Consider the following 24,485-nt stretch of genomic DNA (forward strand, 5'->3'; position numbering starts at 1 on the left):
TTCGTATTTTATTAGATTACTTTCGCTTCTGTATGGAGCAACGATACAAGTTCTTTTACTTGATCTTGCAGCTCGCCTTGTAACACTTTTCCTGCATCTTTCTTAGGAGGCAAATAGATTTCAATTGTTTTTGTCTTTGCTTCCACATCATCTTCTTCTAAATCTAAATCATCTAATTCTAATTCTTCTAGCGGCTTTTTCTTCGCTTTCATAATACCTGGAAGCGATGGATAACGCGGTTCATTTAAACCTTGCTGTGCTGTTACTAAAACTGGTAATGAAGTTGCAATCACTTCTGTATCACCTTCAACATCACGCTCAATCTTCACATTTGTACCGTCAATTTCAAGTTTTGTAATTGTCGTTACATATGGAATATTTAACGCTTCAGCTACGCGTGGTCCTACTTGTCCAGATGCACCATCAATTGCAACGTTTCCGCCTAAAATTAAATCTGCATCTTTATCTTTTAAATATTCAGCAAGCACTTTTGCTGTCGTGAACTGGTCACCATTTTCTACATCATCTTCAATATTAATTAATACGGCTTTATCACAGCCCATTGCTAATGCAGTACGAAGTTCTTTCTCACTATCTTCGCCACCGACTGTTACAACTGTAACTTCTCCACCTTGTGCGTCTCTTACTTGAATTGCTTCTTCAATTGCATATTCATCGTAAGGGTTGATGATGAATTCCGCTTCGCCATCGTAAATTGCACCGTTTTTAATTACGATTTTTTCTTCTGTATCAAATGTTCGTTTCATGAGTACGTAGATGTTCATTCCATTTACCCCCTTGTTTTTCAGAAAGATTCTATCAATTTTAATTTTCTGTTAATTTATATTAAAAAAATAATTGAACTACCTGCCACTAAATGAAGGTTTACGCTTTTCTAAAAATGCAGCTACACCTTCTCTTCCATCTTCACTCGTAAATACTTCACCAAAAATCTGTGATTCACGTTGTACACCTTCATAGTAATGAGACGATTTTGTCGTTTGCAATAACTCTAGTACAGCACGAGTTGTTGCTGGACTTTTTCCAGCAATTTGTTTTGCAACTTTAAGCGTATCATCTAAAAGAGATTCTTCAGAGAACAATCCGTTAACAAGTCCCCACTTTAATGCTTCTGCACCAGTAATTGGTGTACTTGTTAACATCATTTCACAAGCTTTCGCTTTCCCAACATAACGTGGTAAGCGCTGTGTACCTGCAAAGCCAGGAATTAATCCAAGTGTTAATTCAGGTAAACCAAGTTTTGCACTTTCAGTTGCAAAGCGCATGTGGCAAGACATAGCAAACTCAAGGCCGCCGCCCAGTGCCGCTCCATGAATTGCCGCAATAACTGGTTTTGAACATTTTTCAACACGCTCAAACGTAACTTGTCCAAGCTGTGCTAATTCTGTTGCTTGCTTCGCTTCAGTAACAGATGTAAATTCTTTAATATCTGCTCCCGCTGAGAAGAAACGTCCTTCACCATGAATAACAACAACACGAATGTTATCATCCTTTTCCACTTGATCAATTAATTCAGTAACATCATGCATAACTTGTGAAGACATCGCATTCGCTGGTGCGTGATTTAATGTCGCCACCGCGATATGATCTTCAACTCTTACAGATAGGAATTTCAACATGATCCCTCCCATTATTGACGATAACCACAAGCTGCAATAAGTAGCCCGTGTACCGTTTTTGAAAGTGCGACCAGATCATACTTATGATCGCTCATTACCCAATTGGTCACAACTTCATCTACTGTTCCAAAGATCATTTGTCTTGCCACGCGAACATTTAAATCTGCTTGAAATTCACCTTGTTTTATACCAGTCTCTAAAATCTCATCCATAACTTGTAAGTAGCCTTTTAATACTTCATTTATTTTAAGGCGCAAGTCTTGATTGGACTGCCTTAGCTCTAATTGCGTAACGATAGCAAGAGGATCATTTTGCGACAACAGCAAGAAGTGCGTTTCTACCAACATGAATAACTTCGATACAGCGCTTTCAATTCCTGCTGTTTTTTGACGAATTGTTTCGACAAATTCTCCCATCTTCTCTTGGAATAAGGATATTAATATATCTTCTTTATTTTTAAAATATAAATAAATCGTGCCATCAGCTACCCCAGCTTGCTTTGCGATTTTAGAAACTTGCGCTTGGTGGTACCCATTCTCCGCAATCACAATGACTGCCGCATCAATAATTTGATTGTATTTCGGTCTATTTTTCTTCACTTTACTGTCCCCTTCAAGAAGATGACTGAATGAATAGTCATTCATATTCTTATAATACTGACTATTTAGAAAAGTGTCAATCCTATTTTTTCAAAAAGAAAGGGCCTTAGCCCGTTTGCTCATCCTCATTCTTTCTCTTCTCTTCATCTATTAGAACACGGCGTAAAATTTTCCCTACTGTCGTTTTTGGCAATTCATCTCTAAACTCATATACTTTCGGCACTTTATAAGCCGCTAAATATTTACGTGCAAACTGATTTAATTCTTCCTCAGAGCACTCCGTACCTTCTTTTAACACAACAAATGCTTTAACTGTCTCTCCTCGGTACGGATCTGGAACTCCAATTGTCACTACTTCTTGCACTTTTTCATGCTCATATAATACTTCTTCAACTTCACGAGGATACACATTAAATCCACTCGCGACAATCATATCTTTCTTGCGATCTTTTACATAGAAAAATCCATCTTCATCCATGTAGCCAACATCACCTGTATGGAGCCAGCCATCTTGCAATACAGCCGCTGTTTCCTCTGGCTTATTCCAGTATCCTTTCATAATTTGAGGACCTTTCACTACAATTTCCCCTATTTCTCCTGGCGGTAATGCCTCACCAGTCTCAAGTGACATAATGATCGCTTCTGTATCTGGCCACGGAACTCCAATGCTACCTGGCACTCGCTTTTCCCATAAAAAATTACTATGTGTAACTGGAGAGGATTCTGTTAAACCATATCCCTCTACTAGTTTACCACCTGTAACTGTTTCGAACTTTTCCTGTACTTCTACTGGCAGTGGTGCTGATCCACTAATACAAGCACGAATAGAAGAAATATCGTATTCTTTTAAAAGCGGACTATTTAAAAGAGCGATATAAATAGTTGGTGCCCCTGGAAACAATGTCACTTTATGCTTCTTAATCGCTTCAAAAACCATTTTCATATCAAACTTTGGAATAAGGACCATTTTGTATCCTTGCATAATACTTAAATTCATAACAGCTGTCATACCATAAACATGGAAAAATGGAAGAACCCCAAGAACGACTTCTTCTCCTTCTTTGCAATTATATAACCATTGAACTCCCATTAACGTGTTAGAGACGAGGTTTTTATGCGTTAACATAACTCCTTTCGGAAATCCGGTTGTTCCTCCTGTGTACTGTAAAAGGGCTAGATCATTTTCAGGATCACAAGGCACCTCAACATTCGTATTCACTTCTTTTTCTACTGAATTCCAAAGATGAATCGTTTCACTCTCTGATACTTTCACAACTAAATTCGACTGTTTTTTCTGCACAAATGGATACAATAGATTTTTAGGGAATGGTAAAAAGTCTGCAATACGAGTTACGATAATATGCTCAATTTTTGTAGCAGATTGAACATTCGTTACTCTTGGAAACACTAAATCGAGACAAAGAATTACTTTTGCTCCCGAGTCATGAAGCTGATATTCTAATTCTCTTTCTGTATACAGTGGATTTGTTTGTACTACGATACCTCCCGCAAGTAATGTGCCGTAATAACCAATTACAGCTTGCGGACAATTTGGCAACATAATAGCAACTCGATCACCCTTTTCCACACCGAGCTTTTGAAGATAATTTGCAAACCTCTTCACCTTATCATGGAAGTCCGAAAACGTAATATCCTTCCCTAAAAAGTGAAGCGCTTTCTTTTCTGGGTAGCGAGATGCCATCTGTTCTACATATCTATGAAGCGGCTGAATATCATAAGAAACCGTACTCGGAATTTCCTCTGGATAACTTTTCAACCATGGTTTTTCCACCTTCATTCCCCCTTCAAATACATAAAAATAAATGAATGTTCATTCATGATGGTTATTTTCATTATATTATAGTCACCATAGCGTTACAATCACAATATTCCGACTTTTGTATAACTATGCTTTACTTCATTAACTTCTTATTATATGTAGAAACTCTCTTAATCTTAAAAGAGTAAGAGAGTTATAGTTTAACTTAATCTTATTATCGTTAATACAGCTCCTGGTGTAGTTGTTGATAATGTTGCAACAGCTAACAAACCAAATAGTTGCAAACTAATAGCATCTCCTGCTGCAAGATTTGTAATAATTGTTGCGCTAAATGATGTAGTTGCTAACGCAGGAGAATTGATCGTCCCAGCAAGTGGTGCTCCATTAATTGTAATTCGTGAACTGACCAATAATGAAGCTGTTATATTAATCGAATATGAAATATAATAATTCCCAGCATTTGCAACCGTAAATACTGTATTTCCCCCGGAAACCGTAATACCAGGACCGATATTTTGATTATTCGGAAGCGGGACATTCGTTCCACCAAGAAGTACCGATATCGCTGTTCCCGACGTATTATTTGCAAATGCATATGTCGCCGTGATACTTGTACCAGTTGCTCCGGTTGGACCTGTTGAACCCGTTGGACCTGTTGAACCTGTTGCTCCCGTTGATCCTGTCACTCCTGTTGGACCTGTTGCTCCCGTCGGACCTGTTGAACCCGTTGCTCCCGTCGGACCTGTTGCTCCCGTCGCTCCTGTTGGACCTGTTGCTCCCGTCGCTCCTGTTGCTCCTGTTGAACCCGTTGCTCCCGTTGCCCCTGTTGAACCTGTTGCTCCTGTTGAACCTGTCGCTCCTGTTGGGCCCGTTGCCCCTGTTATTCCTGTCGCTCCCGTTGGGCCTGTTGCTCCTGTTATTCCTGTCGCTCCTGTTGGACCCGTTGCCCCTGTTATTCCTGTCGCTCCCGTTGGGCCTGTTACTCCTGTCGCCCCCGTTGGGCCTGTTGCTCCTGTTGCCCCCGTCGGACCGGTTGGACCAACCTTAGGAACTGTCCCATCGCAACTAAAACAGCATGAATCAACATGTACACCATTTTGATTATTACACCCACAATATCCATTTACGTTATTGCTCCATGAAGACATGTTGATCACTTCCTTTACATTCGATCTTTTTAGCGCAATCACCGACTTAAAAAACACCTATCTAAATAACAAAGAAATACTTTGCCTAGTCGGGGATAAAACACAGATTTCCTCCATACATTCTAGTAATTATTACATGCGATTCACTCTCCTTTTGCTTGTACTTTCGCCTTATCTCCACAGACTATTAACAATACACATTACACTATCGTACACAGCCACTTTCCCATTTAAACTTTCCACATTCGCCAATATTTTTAGTAAAGAGGCTTATTCTTCATAAATAGCGACTATAATATATAAAAATCCGTATAATTCGTTATTTTTCGTCAAAATTTTAAAAATATATTGACACTTAAAATACCCTCATAGTATGATTTGGGTGTTGTAATTGATAACCATTTTCACTTATGGTACTAGTTACAAAAAACACTTAATTTGGGGGCAGAAGATGAAGAAAATTCTCGGTATTTTCATAGTAGTTCTTCTATTCGCTGTTGGATGCGGACAGCAAAAAGAGGAGAAAAAAGAAACAAAAGCGGACAATAAAAATCAAGCTATAACAATTAAACACGCTGAAGGGGAAACGAAGTTAGATAAACCAGCAAAAAAAGTAGTTGTACTTGAGTGGGTATATTCTGAAGACTTATTAGCACTTGGTGTTCAGCCAGTAGGGATGGCAGACATTAAGAATTATAATAAATGGGTAAATACAAAAACAAAACCGAGTAAAGATGTTGTAGATGTAGGGACACGTCAACAACCAAACTTAGAAGAAATTAGCCGTTTAAAACCAGACTTAATTATTACAGCTTCATTCCGTGGTAAAGCAATTAAAAATGAATTAGAGCAAATTGCACCAACAGTTATGTTTGATCCATCAACAAGCAATAACGATCACTTTGCTGAAATGACAGAAACATTTAAACAAATTGCAAAAGCAGTTGGAAAAGAAGAAGAAGGTAAAAAAGTATTAGCTGATATGGATAAAGCATTCGCTGATGCAAAAGCAAAAATTGAGAAAGCAGACTTAAAAGATAAAAACATCGCAATGGCACAAGCATTTACTGCTAAAAACGTACCAACATTCCGTATCTTAACTGACAATTCTTTAGCTTTACAAGTTACAAAAAAATTAGGTTTAACAAATACTTTTGAAGCAGGAAAATCTGAGCCAGATGGTTTCAAACAAACAACTGTAGAATCATTACAAAGTGTACAAGATTCAAACTTCATTTACATTGTAGCGGATGAAGATAACATTTTTGACACGCAACTAAAAGGCAACCCTGCTTGGGAAGAATTAAAGTTCAAAAAAGAAAACAAAATGTATAAATTAAAAGGCGATACTTGGATTTTCGGTGGTCCTGAGTCTGCAACATCTTTAGCAACACAAGTAGCAGATGTAATGACAGCAAAGAAGTGATTACACGATGAATAGCTTACAACACACACTTCGAGCAAGTCTTGTATTCGGAGGAGGAGCAGCTCTCTTGCTCCTCCTTTTCTTTATTCATATCGGACAAGGTCAAGCAAACATTTCCTATAGTATGATTATTGATGCTCTTATCTCACCGAACCAATCACTAGAACATCAAACTTTAATCATGCTTCGATTACCTAGAGCTGTAATTGCCATTTTAGCTGGAGGCGCTCTTGCTGCATCAGGGGTTATTTTACAAACGTTAACGAAAAATCCACTTGCTGAATCCAGTACAATGGGTATTCACTCTGGCGCATATTTCTTTCTAGTAGCGGCTACAATTTTCTTACCGAAAGGTTTACAAATTAATTCTCTTCTGTTCACATTTATCGGCGGTGCTATTACTGCTTTATTTGTATACCGTATTTCTGGTGGAAAAAAGGGAACCCCACTTAGAATGGCATTAGCTGGTATGGTCGTTACATTAATGCTCTCTGCCTTTACCGGAACGATGCAGCTTTTCTATGAAAATGAAACAGCTGGTTTATTTTTATGGGGAGCTGGCTCTCTTATTCAAAATAACTGGGATGGCGTTCAATTTGCTTTTCCATTTATCATTATTTCTTTCCTAGTTTTACTATTTATGTCTCGTAAACTCAACATTCTCTTACTTGGTGATGATGTTGCTGTTTCTCTTGGTGAAAAAACAGCAGTAACACGTCTTATCGCCTTCATTGCTGCAATCTTTTTAACAGCAGTAATTGTTACTGTTGTTGGACCAATTGGATTTGTCGGCTTAGTTGCGCCTCATTTAATGCGCCTTATCGGATACCGTCAACACTTTACTCTTCTTCTCTCTTCTTTCTTATGGGGGGCAGTATTATTACTTGGAGCAGATGTTTTCGGTAGATTAATAGATCCAACCGGTGCAGAACTTCCTGTTGGGGCAGTCACAGCAATGATTGGATCTCCTTGGCTTATTTACTTAGTGTACCGAATGATGAAGTCGAAACAATATATGAATGATAACGGTGCGAATGCAGCTGGAGCTAGTTCCCGCTATTACTCTTATAAAAAGGTAATCATTATATCTATCACACTTTGCATTGTGACGATTGCTCTTGGTGTTACAATCGGTAGTAACGCTTATATCGAAAGTATTACAAATGTTATATCAGGTCAATTAACACTATTTGACAAAAACATGATGATGAATCTTCGTTTACCAAGAATGCTCGTTGCTGCTATTGCTGGCGCATGCCTTGCAATAAGTGGGCTTGTTTTCCAAGGTATATTACGAAATCCACTTGCCGATCCTTCTATTATTGGTATTTCATCGGGAGCTGGTGTTGGTGCTTTAACTATTATGTATGTCTTTCCTGCACTTCCTGGTTTCTTTCTACCAATTGGTGCATTTATTGGAGGACTACTTGCAGTAGGAATTGTCCTCTTCTTTTCATGGAAATCAGGATTTAGCCCAACAGCTCTCGCTTTAATAGGAATTGGTATTTCTGCACTTGGCTCGGCAATTATTCAAATCTTTATCGTTAGAGCCAATTTGAATGTTGCCGCTGCTTTAACATGGTTATCTGGCAGTACGTATGCAAGAGGGTGGAATCACTTAGAAAATATCATTCTATATCCATCTCTAATTCTTGTATTCATTATCTTTTTCTTAATAAAACAACTTGACGTTCTCGTACTGGGAGACGATTTAGCAACTGGACTTGGGCAACCAGTAAATAAAACACGTCTTGCTCTAATTGTGCTAGCGACACTACTTGCATCAGTAAATATCGCTGCTGTCGGTACAATTGCCTTTTTAGGCCTTGTCGCACCTCACTTAGCAAGAATTGTTGTTGGTATGAACCATCAAAGACTATTCGTTTGTTCAGCACTATTTGGAGCAATCCTTCTTTCTGTTGCTGACTTACTTGGACGTACAATTGCATATCCGAAAGAAATTCCTTCTGGCCTTGTCGTTGCTGTACTTGGAGCACCTTATTTCTTATGGTTGATGAGGAAGAGTGGGAAGAAAGTTAATTAAAAAGGAGGCTTCGTTTTAGAAGCCTCCTTTTTATATACTAAATAAAGTGAAACTTTAATTAGTGGGGGGGGCTTCATCCCCACTGATTATTAACCCAAACCAATTGGGCTTTTATGAGCAGTGGATCTCCCACCTAACTTCTTTGCTCCAGCCGAATCTTGAGGTGGGAATTTTACTGCAGGTGAATAGCGGGATAAATTACTCTGATCTCACTAATTTCACAGATTTAGTCCCTCCCATAAACTCATGATGTACAGTTAATGTGTTCTCCTCAAGTTTCAAATCAACCTTCTGTTTTCTTTCTCCCATTAAAAATACAAGCTCTATGGAAATAATCCCTTGGTCCACACTTAATATTCGAAAGTCTCCTATAGTAGTCCCTTTCCCAAAAATATTATGTTCCATAAATTCTCCGCCTGTTTTCTCACTATTAATAGATTCTATTTCCAACCCAACTGGCCTGTCTGTACTTTCTGATGACATCCAAGACCCCTTTAACTTTCCAATATCAGCCTCTTTTTTCTTTTCATTTTTTAACTCTTCCTCTTTTTTCTTAACTTCTGCTTGTTGAGTTAGTAAGCCATCTATTTGCTTATTCAGCTCTTCGGCCCGTTGATTTTCCGAAATAAATTGTTGATTTTGGCCAGTATCGTTAACAATTTTATTTACTATCCCTTTAGCCTCTTCATACTTTTTATCATTCTTTAACTTCTCTGCCTTTTCCAATTGACCTATATATTGACCTTTTAACTCTTTATGCTCTATGAGCGAATCTTTTTGTTCTTTCGCTTGATTTTGAAGGATTGCGGAACCATCTTTCATCTTTTCTACTTCTTGAAACAAACCTATTGCTTGTTCTATATTTCCACTCGATTTCTCTTTTATCGAACTTATCATCTTAGTAGTTTGGTCTTTTAATACCTTTGCTTCTTTATCATCCTTTTTCTCTTCTAATGCTAGCTCAAATGATGCTACTGCCGTGTCATATTCTTTACTCGCTAACGCCAATTTCCCTTGATCCATTGCTTTTTTATAGGTTTCATTGCTACATCCTACCATTAAAAATAAAATTATGATTCCTAAAATCAATCTTTTCATCATATCCCCCTGAATTAATATAATTCTATATACACTCAATAGTATCATAAAATTTATATATAAAATTTTTAAATACCATCATTAAAACATAAAGGGAACTTGTCATTTCTTCTCGAACTTAATCTATGAACATAAGTAGAGGGGGATAACAATAATGTACCAAACAATTGAAGGCTTCTTGCAATCATGGACATACGAAGCAGAGTCTACTCAGAAAATGCTTGATTCATTAACCGATGCATCTTTATCACAAGAGATTGCACCTGAACATTGGACTTTAGGAAGAGTTGCTTGGCATATCGTGACGGCAATTCCTGTTATACTATCTGGCACAGGGCTAAAGTTTGAAGGAGAATCGAAAGATTATCCTGTTCCAACTTCTGCAAAAACAATTGCAGATGAGTACCGTAAAGTGAACGCGGCTTTTGTTGAAACACTTCAAAGTAAATGGACTGATAAAGACTTAGCTACTATTAACGACTTCTTTGGTCGCCCTATGCCGAATTCCATATTTTTAATGACACTTATTAATCATCAAAATCACCATCGCGGGCAAATGACGGTTTTAATGCGACAAGCCGGCTTAACAGTTCCTGGTGTGTACGGCCCCGCAAAAGAAGAGTGGGCTGCGGCTGGAATGGAAGCTCCTAAAATGTAACGACAAAAAAGACAAGGTGTTTACACATCTTGTCTTTTTCTGTAACTTGTTTCATGTGAAACTATTTTTTAAAATGGTTGTTTTATGGAATATATAGGTTAAAATGAATACATATAATGAATACATATTACGAAGAGGAGTAACCAAATTGAATACAAAAAATAAAAAAATAGCTATGGGAACTATTTTACTAACTTCCCTTATTGGAGTTATTAGTGTATCTCTTTATTTCACCTATTATGGTACCCCTTGGGGAAAACAAGCAGCAATTACGGACTCAAAAGAATATATTACAAAATATTTTAATCTAGATGCAGAAGTCAAAAATACTTCTTACGATGCTAAAATGAATAGCTATGCCATCTCCTTTGAGACAAGTAGAGACGGAGATTTTACTATCGAATATAAAAGTCCTAATAACTTTAATATCTCTCCAGGAGTTCAAGAGTATTTAAGCAAACACTCCAAATTTACAGAGTAGTAACGAAGCATACATATACAAAAAAGAGTTAGTGTAACCCAACTCTTTTTTCTTATTCTTGTCATACAGTTATATCTTCCTTCTCTATATTTTTAATTCCGTAATATGCAATCACAGCTCCAATTGCTGCGAGTGCTAGTTGAAGGGGAAATAAAGTTGCTGTAGGAAACGCTGGGTTGCTATTCATTGCAATTGCTACAACGATAAGAGATGAAACAATTGTAGTTGGCACTGAACGTTTACGCATTCCAAAATATAATGGGATTAAACTCATTCCCGCAGTTGCAATAGCTAAAGGAACCAGTTTTATTCCTTCTTGCACCAATTGATCTACTGTGAATGAATGAGGAAGAATTGAAAAATAACTATCTATCCCAAAGAAAATTCCTACTACTAAAATGTTAGATACAATAACTGTTATAAATGTTACTATCGCTGTAATAGCCAACTTACTAGCCATCATTTTCTTTCGGTTAATAGGATAAGAAAACATGAGTAGTATTGTTTTATTTTTATATTCGCCAATTATTAACCTTGCGATTAACACACTACCAAAAATAATAAATGTTGCTCTTACTACTGTACTAGCCATTAGCAAAATCATCTGCGGATCTCTTATTTCTGGATCTCCTTCTATTTGTGCAATGAAACTAACAAAGATTAATAATGCCAGTATAATGATATTTGCAATAACTGCTCCCCTCACATACCATCCAAACTTAAACTTCTTCAATTCTAGCTTCATAAGACGTAGCATGATAGTCCTCCTTTCATTTAAACTTTAATCAATATAAATTACCCCTGTTTCACTTAAAATCTTCACTTCGTTTTTTGCATCACCAATAGTTCCTTCTTTTATCTTTTCTGTATTTTTATCTTTCTTAAGTCCTTTTAAATCCACTATTACGTCAGCCGAATTACTTTTAGCCATAAGCTTCAATGATGCAGGGACACCTTTATACCGTACGCCAATATCACCTGATTTTGTTTCTATAAATAATGATTTTCCTTCTGTCATATCTTTCAGTAATACTTCCCCAGATGTTGAAGTGATGTTCATATTTGAGTTACTTACATTTTTTATATAGTTATCACCAGTCGTAGACTTTATATTTAATTCTTGTACTGAACTACCTTTTAAAACTAACTCTCCACTTTGCGATATGAATTCACCTTTCTCGGCTGATAGTCCTACAATCATTTCATCTCCAGACTTGCCTTTTATCATGATATTTTTTACTACTATATCTCTTATTTTCACATCACCCGATTTATTATTTAATACAATTTTATTTATTTCTTTCTTCGGAATAGCTATAGATATACTATTTTTCTTCCTAAACGTGAAACCATTAAAAAATCTGTTCATCTTTTGTTTTTGTTTAATCACAATTTTATTTTCATCATTTTCTATTTTGACAGGATCTATCTCTTTATCTACTTGTTCACCTTGAGCGGAAATTACTATTTTATTAGCGTCTGTACTTTTAAATTCAAGATTCCAGTTTTCATTATCTACTTCTATTTCTTTTATATTATTTATCTCAAAAGACTTTTCTTTCTTAAAACCTTTCCCCTGAAACACCTTAAAACCAAAAACCGCACTAGCAATTGTAATGAATACTATTGCAATTACTATTATCTTTTTCACCATTCATACCCCAGTTCATTGTTGTTTTAAGCTTGCTTCACACCACATCAATCTTATCGATTTTACGAAACGATAAATAACTAATGAAGATCCCTAATAAACAGAGCACGATTGGGATAGCTATAAAATCAAACATACTTACTTGATCGTTTCCAGGACCAACGTTACCACTAATCAGCATACCAATTATTACTGCCGAAGTAATCGTTGTCGGTGTCGATTTCTTTCTCATTCCAAAAAATAAAGGAATTAAACTTATACCAGATATCATAAATGCACTTATAAAAGTATCTGGAACGATAGCTATTATTTCACCCATCGTAGCTGGCGTTTCAATCAGTCCCATCATTGGACTCACAAAATATACGAGTAAACTAATAATAAAAGTAGCGATAATGGTGCTCACAAAACAAAAACAAAAAACAATTGTTAATTTCGCCCTCATTAGCATTTTCCTTTGCAGCGGGTACATAAACGATAATTGCATCGTTTTGTTCTTATACTCATCAATTACTAAACGTGATAAAATGACCGAACTAAAAATAATGAATGTTATCCTAATAAAAATATTTGCTGCAGCCATGTTCTGTGTGAAGTCAGAGAAGAGCATGTTTTCCTCGGCTTTCATTCCCAATGCCATAAGGCTTACTGCAGCGAAAATTGCTATAATACAAATTGCTACACTTTTAAAGTAACGAGATAATTTATGTTTCTTCCATTCGAGCTTCATTAATTTAAACATATAAATTACGCCTCCATTCTTTATATACCTGTCTCTACGCTGCTAACATTCTAATTCCAGCAGTAACGAAGCTTAACATTCCTATCACTAGTACAATGAACAACCATTTCCGCTCTGGTTTTCTATAATATAAAATTCCACTTATTAGCATTACGATAAATCCACTTATCAGGTTCAGCCATAGTCCATTAAGCATGAATACCTTCTCCATCCATTACATTTAAGAAATATTCTTCTAAGGAACTATGTTTCTTATTAATACTTTCAATTTCCACATCGTTCATAATAAGTGCTTTTGAAATGGCCTGCTGAGACGCTAACGTATCATACACACGAATCATGGTTCCACTCATTATTTTGTAGTTTTTTATACCAAGTTTATCTTCTAAAATATAAGCTGCACGTTTCACATCAGGAACAGTGATTTCAATGTACTCTGTTTGTTTTCCGTTAATACTCTTCATTGAAACTTCTTTTATTAGTTTTCCATTTTGAATCACACCAATTGTATCGGCCATTAGTTCCATTTCACCTAAAATATGACTAGAAACTAATAATGTAATGCCATATTCTTTGCAGAGCATTTTAAATAAGTCTCGTAACTCTTTAATACCAATTGGATCTAAACCGTTAATTGGTTCATCTAAAATGAGCAATTCTGGCTTTGTCACGATTGCTCTTGCAATACCGAGTCGTTGTTTCATTCCTAATGAAAAATCTTTTACTTTTTTATTATCTACCCCTTGTAGTTTCACTAAATGTAAAGCATGGTCAATTGCATTTTTATCGTAGTAGCCCATGTATTCACAATGTAGGTCTAAGTTTTCTTTCGCCGTTAATTTATCATAAAAGATTGGGTATTCAATAATTGTCCCCATTCTTTTTAATACTTCATAAGATGTATCTGTTAATTTCTCACCGAAGATTTCAATATCACCACTCGTCGGTTTTATTAAATTTGTAATCATTTTCATAATCGTTGTTTTACCAGCACCGTTTGGTCCTAAAAAACCGTAAATTTCTCCTTTTTTCACATGCATGTTAACACCGGAAATAACTTCTTTCCCTTTAAACACTTTCGTTAACTGGTTTGTTTTTAATATATATGTCATGTTACTTTCCCCTTTCGCAATACTCTATATTTCTATAATAGACAACGGAAATCTCTTTTTTCTTACCCGTTTCTTACAAATTCCTTACGCTGAAAAAAAGCTTGTAGAATCTACTGCTCTACAAGCTAAAACTGTATCTTTGTTAATGCAATTGTAAAAATTGTTTTTTCATACGTTTTACTAGAAAGATGAATTTTTCCGTCCATCGCTTCCACAAGCCGTTTCGTAATCGTTAATCCTAGACCGCTTCCTTGGTACAATCTATTTCTTGAATCTTCAAGTGTGTACATACGCTCAAACACTTTATCAATATGAGATTCATCAATCCCTTTTCCTTTATCCCATACATCTATATACACGCCCGTTTCATCATCTCTTAACGTCATACCGAGTGCCTTTCCATCGTCTCCATATGTAATTGCATTTGATATTAAATTATTCAATACCCTACCTAATACTTCTACATTTCCAAGTGCGTATATATTTCTTTCTGGTATATCAATATGAACCTGAAAACCTTTCGTCGTCACTAAATCATAAAATGATAAAATCTTCTCGCGGCAAACTTCATTCATATTTACTTTTGTCATTTCAATTGCTTTGTCACCAGATTCTAATTTTGCCAAGTCAAAAAACTTATGAATTAACTCCATCACTTCTAGTGTTTTCGTATGCACTTTCTCAAGTAATATTTGTTGTTCTTCTTTATTTATCGTTTTATCCTTATTTAACATTTCTGTATATCCAAGAATAACTGTTAGTGGTGTTTTCAAGTCATGCGAAATATTTGAAAGCATTTTTCTCATCGAAATTTCTACTTTTGCATGATCTGCATTCGTTTTCTGTTTTGCATCTAATAATTGATTAATTGCCACTAATAATTTTTGCAATTCTAGATCATCTGTCATAACGAGTAACGTCTCGCCTGTTTTGTCATTTACAATACTTTCTAACTTTTCATATGTGTATCGTAAATTTTCACTACTATTTTTTCTCATTCTATATTGCATATAAATAACACATAACAATATAAAAATAATACCTATTAACAAATTGACCATATTACATCACTTCCAACTTATAGCCGATGCCCCATAACGTTTTAATATATTCTGGATTAGATGGATCACTTTCGATTTTCTCACGCAATCTTCTCATATGAACATTAATAACGTTATCGTCACCGTAATACTCTTCATTCCAAACTAACGTATATATTTGCGCTTTCGTAAATACACGATTTTGGTTCTTTACGAATAGCTTTAAAATCTCAAATTCTTTTAAAGTGAGTTTGAGAGACTTCCCGTTTTTTTCAACTGTAAAATTAATTGGATCAATTGTTAAATCACCAATTTGAATCATTTTTTCTATTGTTTCTGTAGCCGAGTATTTCGTAGACCTCCGAATACCTGCTTTTACACGTGCAGCCAATTCAATCATAGAAAACGGCTTACAAATGTAATCATCTGCTCCAAGTCCTAATCCAACAGCTTTATCAACATCTGTATCTTTTGCCGACATCATTAAAATCGGAACTGCACTTTTTTCTCGAATGATTCGTACAACCTCTAATCCATCTAGCTTTGGCATCATAATATCAAGGATAATCAAATCAAATGAACCTTTTAAATATGTGTTCACGCCTTCTTCTCCATCAGACGCAATTGTTACTTGAAAGCCCTCTTTTATTAAATACTTTTCCACCATCTCTTGAATTGAGATATCATCTTCAACTAATAAAATATGATGTGACATATGTCTATCCCCTTTTTACAAACGTTAACAATCCAATTGTATCGTAACTACTACAGACTGGAAACAATTATATGAATTTTCAAACCAACTTCCCTTCCTTCCTTAACAATGATATGATGAAATTCACTACGATTGTTCATAATTAACTTTATATAAAGGAGACTTATCATGTCAGAAAACAAAAAAGTAAGCTTAGCTGATTTAATGCGTGAACAACTTGCTAAGAAAAAGCAAGGAAATGGAAATGGTCAAAATGCAAAAAATCAAAGCCAAGAAACAAAAAAATTACAAAACCAACAAACAAAGAAAACAAACAACCAACGTAGACGTACAGGTGTATAAATGAACGGACAAAAACGTTCTAATATCGCCCCCGGTCTTGAAGTTGATATTGTATTAAAACAAGATCAACGAACAGGCAAATTAACACGTGGAATTGTAAAAGATATTTTAACAAACTCCCCTTCCCATCCGCATGGCATTAAAGTGCGATTGCAGGACGGGCAAGTCGGTAGAGTACAAAATATCGTTCAATAAGAAAAGGAGCTCAAGTAAACTCGAGCTCCTTTTCTTTATTAACCTTTAATTTTCTCGATGAAAACTACTTTTAAGTAGTCTCCTTCTTTAAATTGATCAATGGTACGGAAATCTTCTGGTAAAGAATGTTCTTCTAACATTTTATATTTGCCATTCATTTCTTTAAAGGCTGTATCGATAAAGCCTTTAAACTTTTTCATATCGAATGCGCTACAGTTTGTAGAAGCAACGATAATACCGTTATTTTCTGTAATAGCAATTGTTTCTTTTAATAAATTTTTATAATCTTTTGCTGCACTAAATGTATATTTTTTTGAGCGTGCAAAGCTTGGAGGATCAAGTACGACCATATCAAATTTCATTTTTTTCTTCGCTGCATATTTGAAGTAAAGAAATACATCTTCTACAATAATATCTTGCGCTTCATAATCAACTTCATTTACACTAAACTGCTCAATCGTTTTACTTAAACTACGATTTGCAAGGTCAACACTCGTCGTTTTACTCGCTCCGCCAAGAGCTGCAAATACAGAGAAAGCACCTGTATAAGAGAACATATTTAACACTGTTCTTCCTTTTGCATATTTATCACGAATTTGTTTTCGAACGTTACGTTGATCTAAAAATACCCCAACCATTGCCCCATCATTTAAATAAACCGCAAAGTTTACACCGTTCTCTTTTACGATAAGTGGGAACTCGCCGCGCTCTCCTGCTACGAAATCATCCCCCTCAATATATTTCCCTTTCGTATCAAAACGCTTTTTCTCATAAATACCTTTAAAGTTTGCTACTTTTTGAAGAGCGGCTATAATCTCGTCTCTGAAAGTGTAAATCCCTTCACTATACCAACTTACTACGTAGTAGCCATCATAATAATCGATAATTAGTCCTCCAAGACCATCACCTTCACCGTTTAGGGCGCGGAATGCTGTCGTATCACTTGATTTGTAAAATTGCTTTCGTTTATGTAAGGCAGATTTGATTTTACTTTCAAAGAAAGATTGATTAATTTGTTCACTCTCTTTTCTCGTTAAAATCCAGCCGTATCCTTTATTTTGTTTTCCATAATAGCCTTTTCCGATAAATTGGTTCTTCTCATCTACTACTTTAATGATTGTTCCTTCTTCCTGAACATCATTTAAATTTTGAATCGCATCTTTTAAAATAAGCGGATATCCACTTTTAATTTCTTTTATAAATTTCGGTTTTATTTTTACAGTTACTTCTGATCGCATATAATAACTTCCTTTCCATTTGCATGCTTTCTCTACAGGAAGCATTTAAAAAACGAGACTGAAAAAACAGCCTCGTTTCACTATACCATATTATTGCTTTGCTAGTACAACTCGCTCATTCTCTCGCTTAACTGCCACATATTTACTACATTTTGAACTGGAAATCTTACTGTCCAATATAATATAAAAAACTTTTATATTTCACATTTAGCATTGACAATGATAATGATTTTCATTATCATTTAATGTATATGAGTTCTCGAAAATAAAGGCTATATTTATAGGAGGAATAAACATGATTATCGTTACAAATACAGCTAAAATTACAAAGGGAAATGGACATAAATTAATTGAGCGTTTTAATAAAGTAGGTAAAGTTGAAACGATGCCAGGCTTTTTAGGTCTAGAAGTTCTTTTAACGCAAAATACAGTTGATTATGATGAAGTAACAATTAGCACTCGCTGGAATGCAAAAGAAGATTTCCAAGGTTGGACAAAGAGCGCTGCATTTAAAGATGCTCACTCACATCAAGGCGGAATGCCAGAATATATTCTTGATAATAAAATTGCTTACTATGATGTAAAAGTTGTACGTATGCCAATGGCTGCAGCACAGTAAAAACAGTCCTTTTTTAAAGTATAGAATATGAGAAGCGTTATCTATCACTTCTCATATTCTATACTTTTTTCTTTAATTTCTTTTTATTAATTTTGCGTGTACAACTAGCCTTCCAGCCTCTGGATCAAGCGCATAGTCACAAGTAGAAAGTGTTACGATTTCATCATTAGCCGTCAATTCCGTATCCGTTTTGTACAGTGATTTTTCTTGAATTTCCTTTAAGAACGATGTATATGCTGCATCATTTTCAAAATCCGTTTCAATGTAATAAAAGTCCGTTGTTGTCGTGTATACTGAAAAAACTTCCACGTCGTATCCTTCAAATAATGTATCGTAATATAATTTACGATGAGACATAAAAAAGTCTTCATCCAACATCTTTTTTAAACTACCAAACATAGAACCGTCTTTCATACGATGGCCATATAAAATCGTATTTCGATTTTGAGATTTCACATCATTACGATGGTCCATAAAAATGCTTCCCGCTCTCATATCTTCACCTTTATAATTACGAAATAAATAGTAATCATTATCTTTTGCTTGAACGATTGGATAATTAATTTGTGTATCATCCATCGTAATCCATCCGACTATCTCTGGATTAATTTTCTGGAGATCCTGAAACTGTTTACGTACCTCTCCATCTTCTGATTTTTCTTCCATTGGACTTCTTTTATAAATATGTTGTGCCTCAGCCATTACTTTACGATTTTCATAATAATCCATGAAAATCCCGCCCAACTCATACATTGAATAGAAAAAGATTCCTAAAAACACAATTGTAAGTATGCGTTGAAAAAAAGAATTCTTTTTCCGTCCTTTCTTACTATTCAAATTATCACCTCAAAACGGATTATGCTCAGCCTTTAGATTCCCATAGGTACCATGTACAATCCGGTATCTTCATCCTGCTTTACAATGACATCTACACCATATATTGCTTTAACCATTTCTTCTGTGATTACATCATTAGGATTACCTTTCGTAATGATTTCTCCATCTTTCATAACGATAATATGGTCGCTATAACGAATGGCTTGATTAATATCATGTAATACCATTACAATCGTTAGTCCATGCACTTCATTTAACTCTTTCACTAACTCTAATATTTCTAGCTGATAGTAAATATCTAAATATGTGGTCGGCTCATCTAAGAAGAGCATTGGTGTATTTTGAGCTAATGTCATTGCGATCCAAACTCGCTGCCTCTCTCCACCAGATAAAGCATAAATTGGCTTATCACGCTTACTTTGTAAATTCGTACATACTAGCGCACGCTCAATCGCTTCTCTATCTTCATCTGTTTGCGGAGAGAATATATTTTTATATGGCATACGCCCGAAGCTTATTAGCTTTTCCACTGTAATATCTGCTGGAGCCTCATTTTGTTGATGGACAACCGCTAGTTTTCTAGCAAACTCTTTCGGTTTATATTCACTAATCGCTTTCCCATCAAGTATTACTTCTCCACTGCTAGGAGCGTGGTTTCTAGACATGACACTAAGTAATGTTGATTTCCCACATCCATTCGGTCCAATGATTGTTGTAATTTTCCCAATTTCTATTTCACTACTAACAGACTTTAATCGATTTGTTACGTTATCGTATGAAAAGGTTACATTTTTAATTTCCATGAACTTTATCACTCTTTCTAAGCAAGAATATTAAGAATGGACCACCAATAACCGCCATAATTGTTGCTGCTGGAATTTCGTTAGGTGGCACAATTAACCTTCCAATCGTATCTGCCGTCAAAATTAATAACGCCCCTGCAAGAGCAGAAAATGGAATTAATACTTTATGGTCTGAACCGACTAATTGTCTTGAAATATGCGGAACTAGTAATCCTACAAAAGCAATAACACCTGCAATCGCTGTTGATACTGCCGCTAAGAGTACTGCAATGGCAGAAATAATAAGACGAACTCTCGTCACGTGCAAGCCTAAGTTTTTCGCAGTCTTATCTTGTAGCGATAATAAGTTACACCAAGCTCCTACGAACAGAGCAAGAATAAGACCAATCGTTCCATAAGTCACCATTATTTCTACATCGCCCCACGTCTTCATCGTTATGTTAGAAGTCGTCGTTTGCTTAATACTCTTAATAAAATATCCACAAATCGTAACGAATGATTCATTTAATCCAGTAAACATTGCATTAATGGCAATACCAATTAAAATAATGCGAAGCGGGCTTAATCCTGATTTCCATGAAAACGAATAAACGAGATAACATGCAAGCGCACCACCTAAAAAGGCGAATACGGGTGTCCAGAAAAAGAATTGCGGGAACAACGTAATAATAACGAGTGTCATAAAACTTGCTCCTGAAGATATACCGATTACCCCAGCATCAGCGAGTGGATTTTTCATAACAGCTTGAAAAAGCACACCTGAAACAGCGAGAGCCGCTCCAGTGAACAACGCAATAATAATACGCGGAAAACGTAAATCTTTAATGACTTCAACATCTTCATTTCCACCTGTAAATATCCCTTGTACAAGTTCAACAATACCTACTTCTAAACTACCTTTCATCGCTGACAATGATGTCATAACAATAAGCAATGCAGTAACAATGAGGAAACTCCAAGTTTTTTTATTCATTCTACTCTTCCTTTATATTAAAATGCATCACGGATACATCATTTTTTTCAATTCATCTAATGCTTCAATTGCTGCTAAATTACCTGTCGTTCCAAATAAACGCTCTTCTAAATCGTAAACACGGTTATTTTTAACCGCAGCAAAGTGTTTCCAAATATCATTTGTTTTAAATTCTTTATCAAACATTTTTACAACTTCATCAGGCATACCATGAGCTGCTCGTAAAATAATATCTGGATCAGCTTTCTTTAAATACTCTGTATTAGAAGCTAAATATTCTACTTGTTCACCTTGCGCAATATTTTTACCACCTAGTTGTTTCACTAAATCTCCAATATAAGAATGCTCTGTTGCTACTAAATAACTTCCTGGCACACCTAATAAAATAAGCACTGTCGGTTCTTTCTTTCCTTTTACTTCTTTTTGAATGCTAGCAACCTTTTTATCTAATTTAGTTACTACTGCTTCGGCCTGTTTTTCACTCCCATATTTCTTACCTAAATCGCTAATAGAACTTTGCATATTTTTCAAACTCGTTAAATCTAAAAAGTTTGCTTTCATACCCACACCATCAAAAACTGGCTTTAATTCATATTCAAGTGTTGTCACAGATAACACTTCTGAAGGCTTTAATGACTTTACCTTTTCCATATCTGGACTCATTGGATTCCCAACTTCAGGTAAACCTTTATATCGCTTCGGTAAAGTTTTAGAACTTGTTGGAACGCCGACTAAATCTACTTCTAACGCATCCATAATTTCAGTAACAGCCACTGTTGTTGCAACGACGCGCTCTTTACTTTCACTCTTTACCTGCTTTGCTGATTCTTTTTTTGGTGATGAGCACCCGGCTATACTCATTAACAAAATGATAGCCATTAGTACACTTGCAATTTTCTTCACTCTCAATCACCACTCCTTTCCATACAATATGAAACAAGTCTTGATGCACGCGAACATGCATCAAGACTCCAAAAATTACAATCTACCTGCTCTATATTTACGAACTAGTAAAGCAAGTGAACCTAGCAGTAACACCATGTATAAACCAAGTTGTGCTGTATCTGCAGTTTTTGAGTTTTTCTCTTTTTTCGAATCATTTTTTGTATCTTCTTTTTTCTTGTGACCATCTGCATTTCGATTAAAATCAGGAGTACCTACTGTTTTTACATTATCTACTTTCGGTGTAGTCACTGGATTTTTCGGTTCATTTTTCGGTTCCTCTTTAATAGTTCCTAACGCACCGATATTATTTGTATCAAATTGAATTTGTACATCGTAGAAATGATGGTAGTTCATCTCATCGATGTCTACCTTTACTTTTGCGTTTAATTTTTTTAATAGATCTTCTACTTCAAACTGTACTACTCGCGTATTTGCATTTTTATCTTCGCTTACTACTTTTGCATCAGCGAATAGTTCATTGTTTTCCGCTTGGAATTTCGTAATCCACGCACTATTTTTCAGCGTCATCTCAATATATTTTTTACCATCTTTTACGATTAATTTCGCTGGATTTACAACATAGTCATGCATCTTTGAAATCTCATCTGTTTTATCTTTTAATACTTTAAATGTAATATCATATTGGCCATCTACTAAATTTTTCGAATCAACTATTACTCTCGGTTTATTATTTTCATCTTGGTTGTTGTTTCCACCTAGGTTGTCGTTTCCACCTTGGTTGTCGTTTCCACCTTGGTTGTCGTTTCCGCCTTGGTTGTCGTTTCCGCCTTGGTTGTTGTTTCCGCCTTGGCTATCTAACGGCTTAATGCTACCTTTATCAAATGCAAATTGAATATCGTAAAAATGGTGATAATTCATTGAATCGATATCTACTTTTACTTTTGCATTTAACTTTTTTGATAAATCTGGTACTTCTACTTCCACTACGCGTGTATCAGCTTTTTTATCTTCACTTATTACATGTGCATCAACAAACGAACCATTTTTCTCAAATTCAAATTTTGTAATCCAAGAACTGTTCGTTAACGTAAATGATACATACTTCTTACCATCTTTTACTTTTAGCACACCTGGACTTTTTGTATATGTGTTCATCATTGAAATTTCGTCTGTTTGATCTTTTAATGCTTTGAAATTGATGCTGTATTCACCATCTTTAATTGTTTCAGCATCTGGTTTTTCTACTTCTGGTTTTTCTACTTCCGGTTTTTCTACTTCTGGTTTTTCTACTTCCGGTTTTTCTACTTCCGGTTTTTCTGCTTCCGGTTTTTCTGCTTCTGGTTTTTCTGCTTCTGGTTTTTCTGCTTCTGGTTTTTCTACTTCTGGTTTTTCTGCTTCTGGTTTTTCTACTTCTGGTTTTTCTGCTTCTGGTTTTTCTACTTCTGGTTGTTTCTCTTCATTTTTAATTTGTTCAAGTTTATCTTGTTCAAATAAAAGTTGTACATCATGCGTTTGCTTATAATTTCTTGATGCCATTTCGATAAATACTTTTGTATTTAGTTTTTTAGATAAATCGTTTACTTCAAACTCTACTACTCTTGTATCTTTTTCCGTATCCTCACTTACTACTTTTGCATCAACAAATGTGCCATCTTTTTCCGTTTGAAAATTTTTAATTAATGAGCTACTTTTTAATGTTACAATTGCTTTTTTCTTACCGTTTTCTACTTTTAATACTCCTGGATTTACCATGTAAGTATTCATCTTAGATTCTTCATCTGTTTGATCTTTTAACACTTTAAATGGAATGCTGTACGCACCATCTGTAATTGTGTTAGAATTTGGTTGTTGATCTGGGTCAGGCTTTTGGTCGGGCTTCTGACTTGGATCCGGTTTTTCATTTGGATCTAGCTTATTAGCTGGGTCCTCTTTTTCATTTGGTTGTTCCACATGAATTGGTGTAATACTATTTTGATCAAATGCAATACGAACGTCGTACTCATGATGATAATTTAAAAAATCAATATCTACTTTTACTTTTGCATTTAATACCTTCTCTACATCTTCTACATCAAATTCTACTACTCTTGTATCTTTTTCTTTATCTTCACTAATTACATTTGTCGCAACTAGCTTACCTGCTTTTTCTGTTTCAAACTTCGTAATCCATGAACTATTAGTTAATGTAAAGGATACTTTCTTTTTCCCATCCTTCACTTTTAAAGTTCCCGGACTTACTGAATATTGATTCATCATCGATTCTTCATCTGATGTATCTTTTAAAACTTTGAAGCCAATTGAATATTCACCGTCAGCCAACTTGGTAGCTGCTTGAACTGCAAGTGGTTGTAATGTTGATACGAATGTAAATATCATTAAAAACATAGCAACAATAATTTTTGTATACCTGTTCAATGGAACGACTCTCCCTTTTGAAA

The 24,485-nt window shown here is 35.4% G+C and carries 26 protein-coding genes; 7 read left to right on the top strand and 19 right to left on the bottom strand.

Going from position 1 to position 24,485, the window contains the following annotated elements:
* Positions 1-11: 11 nt before the first annotated feature.
* The 5 genes from etfB to NST27_RS22135 all read right to left on the bottom strand — a co-directional run bounded on the left by etfB (position 12) and on the right by NST27_RS22135 (position 5,167).
* The gene (etfB, locus tag NST27_RS22115) at positions 12-785 is read right to left on the bottom strand and encodes an electron transfer flavoprotein subunit beta (RefSeq protein ID WP_001029028.1); all 774 of its coding nucleotides are present in this window, start codon (positions 783-785) and stop codon (positions 12-14) included.
* Positions 786-863: 78 nt separating this feature from the next.
* Positions 864-1,640 (bottom strand): enoyl-CoA hydratase, encoded by a 777-nt coding sequence (locus tag NST27_RS22120; RefSeq protein WP_000911292.1) that lies wholly within the window; start codon positions 1,638-1,640, stop codon positions 864-866.
* A gap of 11 nt (positions 1,641-1,651) precedes the next feature.
* Positions 1,652-2,239, bottom strand: coding sequence for a TetR/AcrR family transcriptional regulator (locus tag NST27_RS22125; protein ID WP_000742223.1), 588 nt, complete (start codon positions 2,237-2,239; stop codon positions 1,652-1,654).
* Positions 2,240-2,345: 106 nt separating this feature from the next.
* Positions 2,346-4,031 (bottom strand): long-chain-fatty-acid--CoA ligase, encoded by a 1,686-nt coding sequence (locus tag NST27_RS22130; protein WP_000414747.1) that lies wholly within the window; start codon positions 4,029-4,031, stop codon positions 2,346-2,348.
* 188 nt (positions 4,032-4,219) lie between these two features.
* Positions 4,220-5,167 (bottom strand): BclA C-terminal domain-containing protein, encoded by a 948-nt coding sequence (locus NST27_RS22135; RefSeq protein WP_061661779.1) that lies wholly within the window; start codon positions 5,165-5,167, stop codon positions 4,220-4,222.
* Positions 5,168-5,618: 451 nt separating this feature from the next.
* Between NST27_RS22135 and NST27_RS22140 the strand changes: the two genes are divergently transcribed.
* Positions 5,619-6,593: an ABC transporter substrate-binding protein gene (locus NST27_RS22140; RefSeq protein WP_000721843.1), complete on the top strand. Its 975-nt coding sequence runs from the start codon at positions 5,619-5,621 to the stop codon at positions 6,591-6,593.
* Between the two features lie 7 nt (positions 6,594-6,600).
* The gene (gene fhuB / locus NST27_RS22145) at positions 6,601-8,637 is read left to right on the top strand and encodes a Fe(3+)-hydroxamate ABC transporter permease FhuB (RefSeq protein WP_001087094.1); all 2,037 of its coding nucleotides are present in this window, start codon (positions 6,601-6,603) and stop codon (positions 8,635-8,637) included.
* Between the two features lie 198 nt (positions 8,638-8,835).
* Here the strand turns inward: fhuB and NST27_RS22150 are convergent, their stop codons facing one another.
* The gene (locus NST27_RS22150; protein ID WP_000825574.1) at positions 8,836-9,735 is read right to left on the bottom strand and encodes a hypothetical protein; all 900 of its coding nucleotides are present in this window, start codon (positions 9,733-9,735) and stop codon (positions 8,836-8,838) included.
* A 154-nt stretch (positions 9,736-9,889) separates the two neighbouring features.
* Between NST27_RS22150 and NST27_RS22155 the strand changes: the two genes are divergently transcribed.
* On the top strand, positions 9,890-10,393 hold the full coding sequence (locus tag NST27_RS22155) for a DinB family protein (RefSeq protein ID WP_000284973.1): 504 nt from the start codon (positions 9,890-9,892) through the stop codon (positions 10,391-10,393).
* Between the two features lie 148 nt (positions 10,394-10,541).
* On the top strand, positions 10,542-10,874 hold the full coding sequence (locus NST27_RS22160) for a YfjL-like protein (RefSeq protein WP_001093299.1): 333 nt from the start codon (positions 10,542-10,544) through the stop codon (positions 10,872-10,874).
* A 61-nt stretch (positions 10,875-10,935) separates the two neighbouring features.
* On the opposite strand, the gene NST27_RS22165 is transcribed toward NST27_RS22160, so the two are convergent.
* The 7 genes from NST27_RS22165 to NST27_RS22195 form a co-directional block, all read right to left on the bottom strand.
* The gene (locus NST27_RS22165) at positions 10,936-11,631 is read right to left on the bottom strand and encodes an ABC transporter permease (protein WP_000945181.1); all 696 of its coding nucleotides are present in this window, start codon (positions 11,629-11,631) and stop codon (positions 10,936-10,938) included.
* Positions 11,632-11,655: 24 nt separating this feature from the next.
* Positions 11,656-12,528 (bottom strand): DUF4097 family beta strand repeat-containing protein, encoded by an 873-nt coding sequence (locus tag NST27_RS22170; RefSeq protein WP_047386925.1) that lies wholly within the window; start codon positions 12,526-12,528, stop codon positions 11,656-11,658.
* A 34-nt stretch (positions 12,529-12,562) separates the two neighbouring features.
* Entirely contained in the window at positions 12,563-13,267 is a 705-nt protein-coding gene (locus NST27_RS22175) for an ABC transporter permease (RefSeq protein ID WP_000475530.1), read from the bottom strand.
* Positions 13,268-13,301: 34 nt separating this feature from the next.
* Entirely contained in the window at positions 13,302-13,463 is a 162-nt protein-coding gene (locus NST27_RS22180; RefSeq protein ID WP_000931810.1) for a hypothetical protein, read from the bottom strand.
* On the bottom strand, positions 13,456-14,379 hold the full coding sequence (locus NST27_RS22185; protein ID WP_000221066.1) for an ABC transporter ATP-binding protein: 924 nt from the start codon (positions 14,377-14,379) through the stop codon (positions 13,456-13,458). The genes NST27_RS22180 and NST27_RS22185 overlap by 8 nt, the downstream gene beginning before the upstream one ends.
* A 125-nt stretch (positions 14,380-14,504) precedes the next feature.
* The gene (locus tag NST27_RS22190; protein WP_047386928.1) at positions 14,505-15,440 is read right to left on the bottom strand and encodes a HAMP domain-containing histidine kinase; all 936 of its coding nucleotides are present in this window, start codon (positions 15,438-15,440) and stop codon (positions 14,505-14,507) included.
* A 1-nt stretch (position 15,441) separates the two neighbouring features.
* Entirely contained in the window at positions 15,442-16,134 is a 693-nt protein-coding gene (locus NST27_RS22195) for a response regulator transcription factor (protein WP_000018030.1), read from the bottom strand.
* Between the two features lie 168 nt (positions 16,135-16,302).
* Between NST27_RS22195 and NST27_RS22200 the strand changes: the two genes are divergently transcribed.
* Positions 16,303-16,476: a hypothetical protein gene (locus tag NST27_RS22200; RefSeq protein ID WP_001293578.1), complete on the top strand. Its 174-nt coding sequence runs from the start codon at positions 16,303-16,305 to the stop codon at positions 16,474-16,476.
* The gene (locus NST27_RS22205) at positions 16,477-16,671 is read left to right on the top strand and encodes a YwbE family protein (protein ID WP_001014310.1); all 195 of its coding nucleotides are present in this window, start codon (positions 16,477-16,479) and stop codon (positions 16,669-16,671) included. It begins immediately after the preceding gene.
* 38 nt (positions 16,672-16,709) lie between these two features.
* Here NST27_RS22205 and NST27_RS22210 read toward each other — a convergent pair whose 3' ends face one another.
* Positions 16,710-17,909, bottom strand: coding sequence for a class I SAM-dependent rRNA methyltransferase (locus NST27_RS22210; RefSeq protein WP_001255964.1), 1,200 nt, complete (start codon positions 17,907-17,909; stop codon positions 16,710-16,712).
* A gap of 295 nt (positions 17,910-18,204) precedes the next feature.
* Here NST27_RS22210 and isdG point away from each other — a divergent pair, with 295 nt between their 5' ends.
* Positions 18,205-18,528, top strand: a complete 324-nt coding sequence (gene isdG / locus NST27_RS22215; protein WP_000587818.1) for a heme oxygenase — start codon at positions 18,205-18,207, stop codon at positions 18,526-18,528.
* Between the two features lie 72 nt (positions 18,529-18,600).
* Here isdG and srtB read toward each other — a convergent pair whose 3' ends face one another.
* The 5 genes from srtB to NST27_RS22240 form a co-directional block, all read right to left on the bottom strand.
* Positions 18,601-19,365: a class B sortase gene (srtB, locus tag NST27_RS22220; RefSeq protein ID WP_001086121.1), complete on the bottom strand. Its 765-nt coding sequence runs from the start codon at positions 19,363-19,365 to the stop codon at positions 18,601-18,603.
* 32 nt (positions 19,366-19,397) lie between these two features.
* Positions 19,398-20,168 carry an ABC transporter ATP-binding protein gene (locus NST27_RS22225; protein WP_000403761.1) on the bottom strand — a complete coding sequence of 257 codons (771 nt, stop codon included), beginning with the start codon at positions 20,166-20,168 and terminating at the stop codon, positions 19,398-19,400.
* On the bottom strand, positions 20,158-21,141 hold the full coding sequence (locus NST27_RS22230) for a FecCD family ABC transporter permease (RefSeq protein ID WP_001036848.1): 984 nt from the start codon (positions 21,139-21,141) through the stop codon (positions 20,158-20,160). The genes NST27_RS22225 and NST27_RS22230 overlap by 11 nt, the downstream gene beginning before the upstream one ends.
* Before the next feature lie 27 nt (positions 21,142-21,168).
* Positions 21,169-22,050, bottom strand: coding sequence for a heme ABC transporter substrate-binding protein IsdE (gene isdE / locus NST27_RS22235; RefSeq protein WP_047386931.1), 882 nt, complete (start codon positions 22,048-22,050; stop codon positions 21,169-21,171).
* A 69-nt stretch (positions 22,051-22,119) separates the two neighbouring features.
* Complete coding sequence (locus NST27_RS22240; RefSeq protein WP_341035182.1) at positions 22,120-24,462, bottom strand: NEAT domain-containing protein; 2,343 nt, start codon at positions 24,460-24,462, stop codon at positions 22,120-22,122.
* Between the last annotated feature and the right edge of the window lie 23 nt (positions 24,463-24,485).

The organism is Bacillus sp. FSL W8-0770 (assembly GCF_038008705.1).
In the GTDB taxonomy this organism is placed as follows: Bacteria; Bacillota; Bacilli; order Bacillales; family Bacillaceae_G; genus Bacillus_A; species Bacillus_A cereus.

Coding starts and splice junctions, on each gene's coding strand:
- NST27_RS22205 (WP_001014310.1), top strand. CDS start 16,477: ATGAACGGACAAAAACGTTCTAATATCGCCCCCGGTCTTGAAGTTGAT.
- isdG (WP_000587818.1), top strand. CDS start 18,205: ATGATTATCGTTACAAATACAGCTAAAATTACAAAGGGAAATGGACAT.
- NST27_RS22200 (WP_001293578.1), top strand. CDS start 16,303: ATGTCAGAAAACAAAAAAGTAAGCTTAGCTGATTTAATGCGTGAACAA.
- NST27_RS22165 (WP_000945181.1), bottom strand. CDS start 11,631: ATGCTACGTCTTATGAAGCTAGAATTGAAGAAGTTTAAGTTTGGATGG.
- NST27_RS22150 (WP_000825574.1), bottom strand. CDS start 9,735: ATGAAAAGATTGATTTTAGGAATCATAATTTTATTTTTAATGGTAGGA.
- NST27_RS22195 (WP_000018030.1), bottom strand. CDS start 16,134: ATGTCACATCATATTTTATTAGTTGAAGATGATATCTCAATTCAAGAG.
- NST27_RS22225 (WP_000403761.1), bottom strand. CDS start 20,168: ATGGAAATTAAAAATGTAACCTTTTCATACGATAACGTAACAAATCGA.
- NST27_RS22175 (WP_000475530.1), bottom strand. CDS start 13,267: ATGTTTAAATTAATGAAGCTCGAATGGAAGAAACATAAATTATCTCGT.
- NST27_RS22190 (WP_047386928.1), bottom strand. CDS start 15,440: ATGGTCAATTTGTTAATAGGTATTATTTTTATATTGTTATGTGTTATT.
- NST27_RS22210 (WP_001255964.1), bottom strand. CDS start 17,909: ATGCGATCAGAAGTAACTGTAAAAATAAAACCGAAATTTATAAAAGAA.
- NST27_RS22140 (WP_000721843.1), top strand. CDS start 5,619: ATGAAGAAAATTCTCGGTATTTTCATAGTAGTTCTTCTATTCGCTGTT.
- NST27_RS22230 (WP_001036848.1), bottom strand. CDS start 21,141: ATGAATAAAAAAACTTGGAGTTTCCTCATTGTTACTGCATTGCTTATT.
- NST27_RS22180 (WP_000931810.1), bottom strand. CDS start 13,463: ATGCTTAATGGACTATGGCTGAACCTGATAAGTGGATTTATCGTAATG.
- etfB (WP_001029028.1), bottom strand. CDS start 785: ATGAACATCTACGTACTCATGAAACGAACATTTGATACAGAAGAAAAA.
- NST27_RS22120 (WP_000911292.1), bottom strand. CDS start 1,640: ATGTTGAAATTCCTATCTGTAAGAGTTGAAGATCATATCGCGGTGGCG.
- NST27_RS22155 (WP_000284973.1), top strand. CDS start 9,890: ATGTACCAAACAATTGAAGGCTTCTTGCAATCATGGACATACGAAGCA.
- NST27_RS22135 (WP_061661779.1), bottom strand. CDS start 5,167: ATGTCTTCATGGAGCAATAACGTAAATGGATATTGTGGGTGTAATAAT.
- NST27_RS22185 (WP_000221066.1), bottom strand. CDS start 14,379: ATGACATATATATTAAAAACAAACCAGTTAACGAAAGTGTTTAAAGGG.
- fhuB (WP_001087094.1), top strand. CDS start 6,601: ATGAATAGCTTACAACACACACTTCGAGCAAGTCTTGTATTCGGAGGA.
- NST27_RS22170 (WP_047386925.1), bottom strand. CDS start 12,528: ATGGTGAAAAAGATAATAGTAATTGCAATAGTATTCATTACAATTGCT.